This window comes from Mycobacterium sp. (genome assembly GCF_049280035.1).
GTDB lineage: Bacteria > Actinomycetota > Actinomycetes > Mycobacteriales > Mycobacteriaceae > Mycobacterium.
Genome location: NZ_JBAPPI010000327.1, coordinates 1 through 11,266, shown reverse-complemented (window position 1 = coordinate 11,266; position 11,266 = coordinate 1). Strand labels below are relative to the sequence as shown.

The 11,266-nt window shown below is 66.2% G+C and carries 11 protein-coding genes; 2 read left to right on the top strand and 9 right to left on the bottom strand.

The window, feature by feature from the left end; all coding sequences use genetic code 11:
• The coding region (locus WAN71_RS11035) for an LGFP repeat-containing protein (RefSeq protein WP_422225362.1) at positions 1 to 1,346 on the bottom strand (1,346 nt) is incomplete at its 3' end.
• 221 nt (positions 1,347 to 1,567) lie between these two features.
• On the opposite strand from WAN71_RS11035, the gene WAN71_RS11030 reads away from it, so the two are divergent.
• On the top strand, positions 1,568 to 2,779 hold the full coding sequence (locus WAN71_RS11030) for a TerC/Alx family metal homeostasis membrane protein (RefSeq protein ID WP_422225361.1): 1,212 nt from the start codon (positions 1,568 to 1,570) through the stop codon (positions 2,777 to 2,779).
• Between the two features lie 28 nt (positions 2,780 to 2,807).
• On the opposite strand, the gene WAN71_RS11025 is transcribed toward WAN71_RS11030, so the two are convergent.
• Entirely contained in the window at positions 2,808 to 3,968 is a 1,161-nt protein-coding gene (locus WAN71_RS11025) for an acyl-CoA dehydrogenase family protein (RefSeq protein WP_422225360.1), read from the bottom strand.
• A gap of 112 nt (positions 3,969 to 4,080) precedes the next feature.
• Between WAN71_RS11025 and WAN71_RS11020 the strand changes: the two genes are divergently transcribed.
• On the top strand, positions 4,081 to 4,578 hold the full coding sequence (locus WAN71_RS11020) for a hypothetical protein (RefSeq protein ID WP_422225363.1): 498 nt from the start codon (positions 4,081 to 4,083) through the stop codon (positions 4,576 to 4,578).
• Positions 4,579 to 4,824: 246 nt separating this feature from the next.
• Here the strand turns inward: WAN71_RS11020 and hflX are convergent, their stop codons facing one another.
• From hflX to WAN71_RS10985, 7 genes are all read right to left on the bottom strand, one after another.
• Complete coding sequence (hflX, locus tag WAN71_RS11015) at positions 4,825 to 6,240, bottom strand: GTPase HflX (RefSeq protein WP_422225359.1); 1,416 nt, start codon at positions 6,238 to 6,240, stop codon at positions 4,825 to 4,827.
• Positions 6,241 to 6,284: 44 nt separating this feature from the next.
• The gene (gene dapF / locus WAN71_RS11010) at positions 6,285 to 7,169 is read right to left on the bottom strand and encodes a diaminopimelate epimerase (RefSeq protein ID WP_422225358.1); all 885 of its coding nucleotides are present in this window, start codon (positions 7,167 to 7,169) and stop codon (positions 6,285 to 6,287) included.
• Between the two features lie 75 nt (positions 7,170 to 7,244).
• On the bottom strand, positions 7,245 to 8,162 hold the full coding sequence (miaA, locus tag WAN71_RS11005) for a tRNA (adenosine(37)-N6)-dimethylallyltransferase MiaA (protein WP_422225357.1): 918 nt from the start codon (positions 8,160 to 8,162) through the stop codon (positions 7,245 to 7,247).
• A complete protein-coding gene (locus WAN71_RS11000; RefSeq protein ID WP_422225356.1) occupies positions 8,159 to 8,845 on the bottom strand; it encodes a hypothetical protein in 687 nt (228 codons plus the stop codon). Before WAN71_RS11000 ends, miaA begins: the two co-directional genes overlap by 4 nt.
• A 9-nt stretch (positions 8,846 to 8,854) precedes the next feature.
• Positions 8,855 to 9,772, bottom strand: a complete 918-nt coding sequence (locus tag WAN71_RS10995) for a DMT family transporter (protein WP_422225355.1) — start codon at positions 9,770 to 9,772, stop codon at positions 8,855 to 8,857.
• 73 nt (positions 9,773 to 9,845) lie between these two features.
• Complete coding sequence (locus WAN71_RS10990; protein ID WP_422225354.1) at positions 9,846 to 10,751, bottom strand: DMT family transporter; 906 nt, start codon at positions 10,749 to 10,751, stop codon at positions 9,846 to 9,848.
• 85 nt (positions 10,752 to 10,836) lie between these two features.
• Positions 10,837 to 11,266, bottom strand: a 430-nt coding sequence (locus WAN71_RS10985; RefSeq protein WP_422225353.1) for a DMT family transporter, incomplete at its 5' end; no start/stop codon positions are given.

Genomic DNA, 11,266 nt, shown 5'->3' with positions numbered 1-11,266 from the left:
GTCCAGGCCGCCAGCGCGGCGATCCCGGTCAGCAGCACCGCCGCCGCGACCGCAGCCGGCAACCACCACCGATGCCAGTTGAGCCAGCCGCCCACGCCGGCGTTCGACGCCGAACCGGCCGGCATCTTCTGGCCCGGCACCTGCAGCCCGGACAGTGCCGACGCCAAGTTCGTCGGCTGGGTGCTGAACGTGTTCTTGGCCTGATTCCACGAGATCTGACCACCGGTGAACTTCTGCGTGATCACGTCTTTGTTCGCCGTCTGATCGCCCACCGGCGCGCCTAGTTTGCCGGTCGCTGCGCCGAGTTCGTCCCACGCGGCCTTGATCGCGCCGCGGACCACATACGCGCCGTGGTCGGGCGTCCAGAAGATCACCGGCTTGTCGGCGGCGGCGAACGCACTCACCCGGCTGGCCGGCTTGAGACCGCCGTCAGCCTCGTTGGCGATCGGGTAGCCGAGGGCACTGGCACCCGGCCCGCCCAGCGCCTCGTATTTCGCCAGAATGTCACTCTCGACGGCGTTGGCGCCGGTGGCCGGGCTGAAGAAGATCTTGCCGCCGGCGAAGTTCTGCGCCAGCCCATCGCCGCCCACCGAATACTGATCGCCTTGTTTGGCGCCCAGCGGGCCGGACGGGCCGCCTGCTGCGCGCCACGCCATGTTGATGGCCGCGGTCGGATCGATGGGTACCTGCAGATCGGTGAGCTGGTTCGCCAGATTGGGTGGGACGGTGGCGAAAGCTTTGGTCAGCCTGTTCCAGGACACCTGGCCGCCGCTGAACGCCTGGGTGGCGACTTCGCCATCGTAGGTTTCGTCGCCCACCGGGACGCCGAGAGCTCCACCGGAGCTGCCCAGTTTGTCCCACGCGGCGTTGATCGCCCCGCGCACCACGAATGCCCCATGCTCGGGGGTCCAGAAGATCAACGGCTTGTCACTAGCTGAGAAGGTGCTGACCCGGCTGTCGGGTCCGGCCAGCCCCGGTACTTCGTTGATCGTTGGGAAACCCAGATCGCTAGCGGCCGGGCCGCCGAGAGCTTCGTATTTGTCCAGGACGGCACCCGACATCGATTTGGCGCCGGTGGCCGGGGTGAAGAACATCTTGCCGTGCACGAAGTCCTGGGCGAATCCCTGTCCGGCGGCGTAGCAATCACCCTGCTTGGCGCCGAGATCCGAATGGTCCCCGCCGGCGTCCTTCCAAGCTGCGGTGATCGCATCATCGGCCTCGCCCAGCGGGGATGCCGCCGCGACGGGCGCCAACAATGCCGCGCACCCTAAAGCTGTCGCCAGCGCGACTAGGCCAAGCAGCGCACGCCCGACGACGGTGCTCGATCGACTTTGCTGCCCTGCCATCACACCTCCTGGCGGCCGCCGCGCCCGCAGTCTGTGGCCAGTTTCAACTGCGACGTTTGCGGATTCATATCGAAGACCCTACGGAACGGATATCCCCTCGACGTCGAAATGATGTCCACAACGGTGCTAGGTGTCGCATTCCGCTCCTCCGATTTTGCGTTACGGTGCCGGATACCCGGGGTGGTCCCCGTGGTGATGTGGCACGCGGAAACGGAGCAGGCATGGGTGCTTCCGGACCGGTCTGGTCTGTGATCGTTGCCGTGATCGCCGGGCTCGTCGTGTTCGACTACCTGTTCAGCGTCCGCCGCGCCCACAGACCGACATTGCGCGAAGCGGCGGTGTGGTCGGCCATCTACCTCGGAATTGCGATGGTGTTCGGCGTCGGTGTCTGGGCTTTCGGCGGGACATCGATGGGCGTTGAATACTTCGCCTGTTATGTGAGCAACGAGGCCCTGTCTATCGACAATCTGTTCGTCTTTTTGTTCATCGTGAGCAGCTTCGCCGTACCGCGGATCGCCCAACAGAAAGTGCTGTTATTCGGCATCGTCTTGGCGCTGGCCGCGCGCACCGGATTCATCTTTATCGGCGCTGCACTGATCACGACCTTCGAATGGGCCTTCTACCTGTTCGGGATCGTCCTGCTAATCATGGCGACCAACCTCGCGAAATCCTCGGAAACGCAACGCCGCAACACGGATACGGTGCTCATCCGCATCGCCAGACGGTTGGTGCGCACCTCCGAGAATTATGACGGCGACCGGTTGTTCACCGTCGAGGACGGCCGGCGGGTGATGACGCCGATGCTGCTGGTGATGATCGCCCTCGGCGGGGCGGACATATTGTTCGCGTTCGACTCGATCCCGGCGCTGTTCGGGCTGTCCCAGAACGTCTACCTGGTGTTCTCGGCCACCGCGTTGTCGGTGTTGGGCCTTCGGCCGCTGTATTTCTTGATCGATGGTCTGCTCGACCGACTGGTGTACCTGTCCTACGGTCTCGCGGCGATATTGGCTTTCATCGGTGCCAACCTGATGCTGCAGGCCTTGCACGACAACAACATTCCGTTTATCAACGGCGGCAACCCGGTCCTCGTCGCCGAGCTGAGCACGACGTTGTCGTTGACGGTGATTATCGTCGTCCTACTCATCACGACGGTGGCGTCATTGCTGTCGCCCCGCGGACGGGCGCAACACGTCGTCGCCGGGGCCCGTCGGCACGCGGCAGAGTACCTCAACCAGAACTACGCCGCCGACGCGATAGAGCAGGAAGAGTTGTTCGTTCGGCTGCTCGCCGAAGAAGACGAGATCGCCTTGTTACCAACGAAATACCGGACGAGAATCCGCCGGGAAGCCGAGCTGATGGGGCTGCTCGAACAAGCCCACCAGGCGCACGACGCGCCCGGGGCCGGTCCCGAGCCTGCATCGTCATCAAGCTAGACGCCGAGGCTGGACCTGATGGCCTCGGCTAGACGCCGAGGCTACGCCCAATTATTTCCTTCATGATTTCGGTGGTGCCGCCGTAGATCGTCTGCACCCGCGCATCGAGATAGGCTCGCGCAATTGGGTATTCGCGCATGTAGCCGTAACCACCGTATAACTGCAGACAGCGATCGATCAGGTGCACCTGCTTTTCGGTGCAGTACCACTTGGCCATCGCGGCCTGCTCGGCGGATAGCTTCTCGTCAAGGTGCAGGCGGATGTACTCGTCGACCATGATGCGGACCGCGGTGGCTTCGGTCGCCAATTCGGCCAGCACAAATCGGCTGTTCTGGAAACTTCCGATCGATCGACCGAAAGCCTTGCGCTCCTTGGTGTATTGCAGGGTCTGCTCAAGCACCGTTTCCATTGCCGTCGCGGCCATGATGGCGATCGAAATTCGCTCCTGCGGCAGGTTTTGCATCAGGTAGATGAAGCCCATGCCCTGTTCGCCGAGCAGATTCTCCGCGGGAACCTTCACGTCGGTGAATGACAGCTCAGCAGTGTCCTGGGCGTCCAAGCCGATCTTGTCCAGGTGCCGGCCGCGCTCGAAGCCCTCCATGCCACGTTCGACGACCAGCAGCGAAAAGCCTTGCGCCCCTTTGTCCGGATCAGTTTGGGCCACTACGATCACCAGGTCGGAGTTGATGCCGTTGGTGATGAACGTCTTCGACCCGTTGAGCACGTAGTGGTCGCCCTGCTTGACCGCGCGGGTCTTGATGCCCTGCAAGTCGCTGCCGGTGCCCGGCTCGGTCATGGCGATCGCGGTGATCAGCTCGCCGGTGCAGAACCTCGGCAGCCAACGCTCCTTCTGCTCGTCGTTGGCCAAACGCAGCAGATAGGGCGCCACCACATCGTTGTGCAGCCCGAAACCGATGCCGCTGTAACGGCCTGCGGTGGTCTCCTCGGTGATGATCGTGTTGTAGCGGAAGTCAGGGTCGCCGCCGCCGCCGTACTGCTCGGGCACCGCCATGCCCAGGAAGCCCTGTTTACCGGCCTCCAACCACACCCCGCGGTCGACGATCTTCGCCTTCTCCCATTCCTCGTGGTGCGGGGCGACGTGGCGGTCCAGGAAGGCCCGGTAGGACTCGCGGAACAATTCATGCTCGGGTTCGAACAGCGTGCGCTGGTACTTGACGGCGCTACCCATTGGATGACCTCCGGCGGGATAGGGACTGTGCGCCCAAGATATACCAACTACCAACCGGATGGTTGGGCGCCCCGAGGTGCCTACCCGGCTTACAGTCAGCGACGTGGACGAAATGCTCCTCGTGACCGAACGCGGCCAGCTGCTCGAGTTCTCCTACACCGACATGCTGTGCTATGCGGGGCCTTATTCGCCGGCCGGTGTGGCCAATGCCTTCAAAGTGCTGCAGCGGGCATTCGCAGTGTTATCTCCGAACCAACCGCCGCAGCGGCGATCGGTTGTCATCCGCACCGCCTTTCAGGGGCCGGGGGCGCGCGACGGCTTCGAGGCCGTCACCCGAGCGGTGTCCGACGGTCGCTACACGGTTGACCTGGCCCTGACTCGACCCGATCGCGGGCGGCTGCTGCAGAGTTTCGTCTTCCAGATCTCCATCGCGGGCCGCGCCGCGACGCTGTTGCTGCGCCGGGGCTTCGTCACCGCCGAATTCATCGATCTCGCCGGCAAATCCGACCGCAGTCAGGCCGAAGAGGCGAACCTGGACCAGCTCAAGGCAGAGCTAGCGCAGCGGATATTGGCCGCACCTGCCGAAGATGCCTACGACGTCGCGGAGTGAGCGGTTCCGGCGCATTGTCGAGGCTTCCCTGAGCGTGCGCTGAAAAATTACAAGGTGACAATTAGTCCGATTAATTGAACTTCACGTCCGTAATCCCGGTTATGTAATTTGACACGAATCCAATGGCGCCGGGCATTAATAGATTTGTGAAAATGTCCACGACCAACGTTCGCTGCGAAGGGCTGAGGCGGCCAGGCAGAAGCGCCGGAGCCGGGGGTTCCGGCGTTTCCGCTGTCTGGGGCGATCTCAGGTCGCCGAGAACTCGCGCAGACTGGCGGCCAGCGCCACGGGCACCCGGGCCTTGATCCGGGTGCCGTCGCTGTTGTGCTCGGTCTGCTGCACCCGGCCGTCGGCATGCACGCGCGACACCAGATCACCGCGGTCATACGGGATCACGACGTCGATCGCGGTGTCGGTCGGCGCGGCCATGTCAGCCATCCGCCGGCGTAGCGCATCGACGCCGTCCCCGGTGTGCGCCGAGACGAACACCGCGCCCGGCAGCGCACGGCGCAACTTGGCCAACGCCAGATCGCCTGCGGCGTCGACCTTGTTGACCACGACCAGCTCCGGCGCCGGACCGCCGTGGTGGTCAGCGACTACCTCGGAGATCACCTGGCGCACCGCACTGATCTGGGCAAGCGGGTTGACGTCGGAGCCGTCGACGACATGCACCAGCAGGTCGGCGTCGACGACCTCCTCAAGCGTCGAACGGAACGCCTCCACCAACTGTGTGGGCAGGTGCCGTACGAAACCGACGGTGTCGCTGATCACGAACACGCGTCCGTCGCCGAATTGCCCACGGCGAGTAGTGGGTTCCAGGGTCGCAAACAGCGCGTCCTGCACCAGCACCCCGGCGCCGGTCAACGCGTTGAGCAAGCTGGACTTGCCGGCGTTGGTGTAGCCGACGATCGCAATCGACGGGAGGTCGCTGTCTAACCGGCGACTGCGCTGAGTGTCGCGGATCTGCTTCATCGCCTTGATGTCGCGGCGCAGCTTCGACATTCGCTCGCGGATGCGGCGCCGATCGGTCTCGATCTTGGTCTCACCGGGACCACGCAGACCCACCCCGCCGCCGCTGCCGCCGGCACGCCCACCGGCCTGCCGCGACATCGACTCACCCCAACCGCGCAACCGCGGCAGCATGTACTCCATCTGCGCGAGCGTGACCTGGGCCTTGCCCTCCCGGCTGGTGGCGTGCTGGGCAAAGATGTCGAGGATCAGCGCCGTACGGTCAACGACTTTCACCTTGACGGCCTTCTCCAACGCGGTCAGCTGAGCCGGGGACAACTCACCGTCACAGATCACCGTGTCCGCACCGGTCGACGACACCACCTCGCGCAACTCGGCCGCCTTACCCGAACCGATATAGGTCGAGGCATCAGGCTTGTCACGGCGCTGAATCATGCCTTCGAGCACCTGCGAACCGGCGGTCTCGGCGAGCGCAGCCAATTCGGCGAGGCTGGCCCGAGCCTCGGCAGCGCTGCCTTCGGTCCACACCCCGACCAGAACGACCCGCTCGAGGCGCAGTTGCCGGTACTCAACCTCGGAGACGTCGGCTAGTTCGGTGGATAGCCCGGCGACGCGGCGCAGCGCCGAACGGTCGTCGAGCGCAAGTTCACCCGTGCTGGGTGGCAATTGGTCAGGAAATTCTGGATACGTCATAGGCAATTAGATGGTGCACGCTAGAGCAGCGACATGCATCCGAATTAACGCTGTGCTGCCTGCCACCATTCCTCGCTAAGTTCGCCTTGGGCCACCAATACCGACGGCCCGCGCAGATAGCTGGTGGCCTCGGTGATGGTGACGACGACGTCGCCGCCCGGAATCCGCACGGTGAGCGTGCCGTTTTCCGCACCGGCGTACGACAGTGCAGCCACCGCGGCGGCGACGGTTCCGGTGCCGCACGAACGGGTTTCGCCCACCCCGCGCTCGTGCACCCGCATGTTCACCGCGCCGTCGGCCGGCGAGGTGAGAACTTCGACGTTGACCCCGTCCGGGAATTGTGCCTTGTCGAACGTTACCGGCGCCGCGACGTCGAGTGCCGCCAGCGCGTCGACGGTCAACTCCGGGTCGACACAGGCCAGGTGCGGGTTGCCGACATCGACCGCCAGCCCGTTGAAGGTGCGGCCACCAACTGTGACCTCAAAGGCCTTGCCCCCGCTGCCCAACGTGTTGGTTTTGCCCATGTCGACACTGACGTCGGCATTGGTCCCATCGACGTGATGCAGGACGACGGGTCGCGGGCCCGCGAGTGACCCGACGACGAACTCGTCCCGGGATTCCAATCCGCTGGCCCGCAGGTAATGCGCGAATACTCGCGCGCCGTTGCCACACATCTGTGCGGTCGACCCGTCGGCGTTGCGGTAGTCCATGTACCAGTCGCCGGCGGTCACGCCGTCCGGCACGCGATCGAGCACTCCCGCGGCCAGCGCAGCTCCCGCTGTGGTGACCCGCAGCACCCCGTCGGCACCGAGGCCACGGCGCCGATCACACAACGCGGACACCACCGCGGGCGTCAGCGTCAGCTTGGCATCCAGATCAGGCAACAACACAAAGTCGTTCTGGGTGCCATGGCCTTTGGCGAACATCATGTGCGCCACTCTCCCCGCAAGCGGGGACCCCCCGGGTTCATGCCGGCATCATCGTCGTCGGCGCGCATCACCTGCTCAGGATACTTGCCGCCAGGCGCACAGCGCCGCGGCTGTGATGTCTCCATAGCCGGCGGGCGCGCTGGCATCCAGCCAGTGAATCCGGTGATCACGGCGAAACCACGACCGCTGGCGCCGCACGTAGCGGCGGGTGCCGATGAACGTCGGTTCGCGAGCACCGTCGCCGTTACCGCCGGCGTCGAGGTCGGCGATCACCTGCGCGTAGCCCAGCGCCCGCGATGCGGTCACACCGTCGCGCAGCCCACGGTCGAGCAGCGTGACCACTTCGTCGACCAGACCGTCGGCGAACATCGTCTCGGTGCGCCGGGCCAGCCGTTCGTCGAGAAGTTCAGTGCCGCAGTCTAATCCGACGATCACAGCGTCCCAGCGTGGTGTGCCGATGGTAGGTGCCGACGCGGCGAACGGCTGACCGGTGAGCTCCACCACCTCCAGCGCCCGCACGATGCGTCGGCCGTCGGTCGGCAGGATCGACGCCGCAGCCGCCGGATCGCGACCAGCCAGCTCGCCGTGCAGGCGATCCACTCCGATCTCGGCGAGCCGCTGCTCCCACTTCGCCCGCACCGCCGGGTCGGTCGTCGGGAACGACCAGTCGTCCAGCAGCGATTGGATGTAGAGCATCGATCCGCCCACCAGCACCGGTACCTTGCCCCGGGCCGCGATCGCCTCAATGTCGGCGGCGGCGGCGCCCTGATAGCGGACGACTGTCGCGGTCTCGGTGACGTCGAGGACGTCGAGTTGGTGATGCGGGATTCCGCGGCGTTGCGCGACAGGCAGTTTCGCGGTGCCGATGTCCATGCCGCGGTAGAACTGCATCGCGTCGGCGTTCACGATCTCCGCGTCGAGCCGCTCGGCGACGTCGAGAGCCAACTGCGACTTACCGGTGCCCGTCGGGCCGACGATCGCCAGCGGCCTCACGGCTGCCAGACGCCGGCGAAGTACCCAACGCCGTAGGGCGCCGCCCGGTAGAGCTCCTTGGCCGATCGGGGTGCCGGCTCGGCCAGACCCGCCAGCACACCGAAGGCCACCCTCCCCACGACCTGCCCGGGTAGCCGGGTCAGCGCGGCCAGGTCGCCGCCGCCCAGCGCGTCGTCCAGGGCAAGCTGGACATCGGCGTCAGCGGGGTGATGGCCGCCCGGGGCGGCCGGGGTCAAGGTGTTGGCGCCATCGGCGACGACCAGCACGCCCGTCGGCTCGGCCAATTGGTCGATCTCGCTGCGCAGTTGTCTGCCAAAGGTCAGCGCGGCGTCGGCATCGTGGTGCCCGGCGTAGACCCGGACCTCGGCGTGAGCATCTGGCTGAGCTTGATCCCGCATCCATCCGGCGATCAGCGCGCAGAGCGGCAACTCGCCCGGCTGGCCGGTCGCCTGCGGCGAGAGCCGCACCCCCAAGTCGACGCCGAAACCCGCGAAGGTACCCACGCTTTCCGGGCCGACCACGACGTCCGCAGTGCCGACCCCGATGACCACCCAGCGCGGCGGCAGCGCAGCGACAGCGGCGACCATGGCCGCCCGCAACTCAGCCACCTCGTCGGCCGCGACTCCGGCGAGCTCGGGGACCAGCACCGGCGCGGGCGGGATGATCGCGATGGTGCTCAACACGCAATCAAACTAGCGTTCCGTCGACGCCAAGCGTTGCGCAGTCGCTTTCGACCGCAGCCTGCCGAGCGCCTCCATCCCGGCGGCCTCTCCCCTGGCCAATGCGACAGTCGACACGATCATTACGGCCACCGCCGCCACCAGGACAAACAATTTCTCGTCGTCGACGCGCAGCTCCTCGGAGAGCACGGTGATTCCCAAGATCCATCCCACCACCGGTTTCGCCAGGGTCATCGTCGGCAACGACGCCGTGAGGGGACCGGCGCGAAAAGACGCCTGTTGAAACACCATGCCGGCCAGCGCGACGGCGAGCCAGGCATACAGTTCGGGCGCCCGCAGCAACGCCCCCACGCCGCCCTCGCTCGCTTCGATGACACCCTTGGTCAGCACCGCGAACAACGCCAGCGACGAACCCGCCACCACCGCCAGCAGCACGGCCGCGGTCGCGCCCGACCAGATTCGGGCGCCCAGCACGCACAACACCAGTGCCGGGCCCATCACCAGGGCCACCACCACCCAGGTTTCCAGCGGGGCGCGCTGCTGGTCCGACGTCGGATTGCCGACCCCGACGATGACCGCCACCGAGATCGCCAGCGACGCTGCCCACACCCACTCCCAAGCGGGGACCCGTTGATGGGTAATCCTGGCGTTGATCGGCAACGCGAACAGCAACACCGTCACCTGCAGCGCGGTCACCAACATCACCGAGCCGAGGCTCAGCGCCCCGGCCTGCAGAGCGTAATTGGCCACCGCAGCCACTGCGCCCCACCACCACCGGCTGTCGCGCACCGACAGGCGAAACAACTCCCATGCGCCGACCGGTTTGTCGACGATCTCGTGCGCGGAACGCTGCCGGATCACGGAGCCGATAGCTGATACCAGCGCGGCGCCTAAAGCCAGGAGCACGGCGGCGACCTCGGCCCTGTCCATGGGCGCCTCCTCCTCGACTCTCGACCAACTGTTCCATAGACACGCTACTAAGTTGAGCAACGAAAGCGCGTTTCTACGGCACCTCCGCGACCGACACGACGTCACGCCCGGCGCCGGCCGAGATGCTGGCCGCCTCGCCGCGGGCCAAGGCAATGGTCGAGACGATCACCACGGCCGCGGCGACGATCAGCGCAAAAACCTCGGGGCCATCGGCGTCCAACGTCTCGCCGAGCACCAGCACCCCGAGCACCGACGCCACCACCGGCTTGGCCACCGTCACCGTCGGAAGCGAGGCGGTCAGCGCGCCGGCCCGGAACGACGACTGCTGAAAGATCATCCCCGCCAACGCGGCCGGTATCAGACCGTAGGATTCGGGCGCCCGCAGGAATGCCCCGAAGCCGCCAGAAACCGCGCCGATGGCGCCTTTTGTCAGCACCGCGAACAGCGCCAGCGATGAGCCCGCCACCACCGCCAGCAGCACCGGCGCGGCCGAACCGCCGGACCAGATACGGGCACCCAGCACGCACAACACCAAGGTCGGCCCCAGCACTGCGGCCACCGCCACCCAGGTCCCCAGCGAACCGCGCCAGTGGCCGCCACCCGGGTGGCCGACGGTGACCAGGACGGCCAATGCGGCGGCCAGCAGCACCGCCCACATCCACTCCGAGCGCGTCACCCGGTGATGAGCCAACCGCGCGTAGATCGGCAGTGCGAAGAGAAGCGAGGTCACCTGCAGTGCCGTCACCAGCATCACCGAGCCCAGGGCCAGCGCGGCGGCCTGCAGGCTGTAATTGGCCACGGCGCCAACAGCGCCCAGCCACCACCGCCTGTCGCGCACCGACAACCCGAAGAGCTCGAGGTGACCGACGACCGGCTTATCGGTGATCTCCTGCGCCGAGCGCTGCCGGACCACATCGCCGATCGCAGACGCCAGCGCGGCGCACAGCGCGATCAGCGCCGCGAAATCCGCTTTCGACATGCACGATCTCCTCGCCGAGGGCCAGCCCGCAAGGGGTTACCCGCACCGACTATTCACCAACAGTTTCCATGAACAGCCTATGGCGCTAGCGGCGGGCCGCGCTCAAGGCAAAAGCAGCGGCCTCCATGTCCCGGTCGGACAATGTCGGCTGGTCGTCGCCATTAGCAGCCATAGTGGCCGCTTCGCCGCGGGCCAGGGCCGTCGTCGCGACAATCACCGCAATCACCGCCGCCACCAGCACAAACATCTGAGGACCGGGAGTGTCCAACGTCTCGCCGAGCACGGTGACACCCAGCACCGAAGCCACCACCGGCTCGGCGACGGTCATCGCGGGCAGCGAGGCGGTCAACGTGCTGGCGCGGAATGCCGACTGCTGAAACACCGTCCCGACCAGCCCCGCCAATATCCAGGCATACAGTTCCGGCGCTCGCAGCAACGCGCCCGGGCCGTCTCGGACCACCTCGATGACGCCCTTGGTCAGCACCGCGAACAACGCCCATGACGACGCCGATACC

What these genes read in the sequence shown, in the direction of transcription:
- dapF (WP_422225358.1), bottom strand. Translation starts at nt 7,169, where the DNA reads ATGATGTTCGCCAAAGGCCATGGCACCCAGAACGACTTTGTGTTGTTG.
- WAN71_RS10990 (WP_422225354.1), bottom strand. Translation starts at nt 10,751, where the DNA reads ATGTCGAAAGCGGATTTCGCGGCGCTGATCGCGCTGTGCGCCGCGCTG.
- WAN71_RS11020 (WP_422225363.1), top strand. Translation starts at nt 4,081, where the DNA reads ATGCTCCTCGTGACCGAACGCGGCCAGCTGCTCGAGTTCTCCTACACC.
- hflX (WP_422225359.1), bottom strand. Translation starts at nt 6,240, where the DNA reads ATGACGTATCCAGAATTTCCTGACCAATTGCCACCCAGCACGGGTGAA.
- WAN71_RS11030 (WP_422225361.1), top strand. Translation starts at nt 1,568, where the DNA reads ATGGGTGCTTCCGGACCGGTCTGGTCTGTGATCGTTGCCGTGATCGCC.
- WAN71_RS11025 (WP_422225360.1), bottom strand. Translation starts at nt 3,968, where the DNA reads ATGGGTAGCGCCGTCAAGTACCAGCGCACGCTGTTCGAACCCGAGCAT.
- WAN71_RS10995 (WP_422225355.1), bottom strand. Translation starts at nt 9,772, where the DNA reads ATGGACAGGGCCGAGGTCGCCGCCGTGCTCCTGGCTTTAGGCGCCGCG.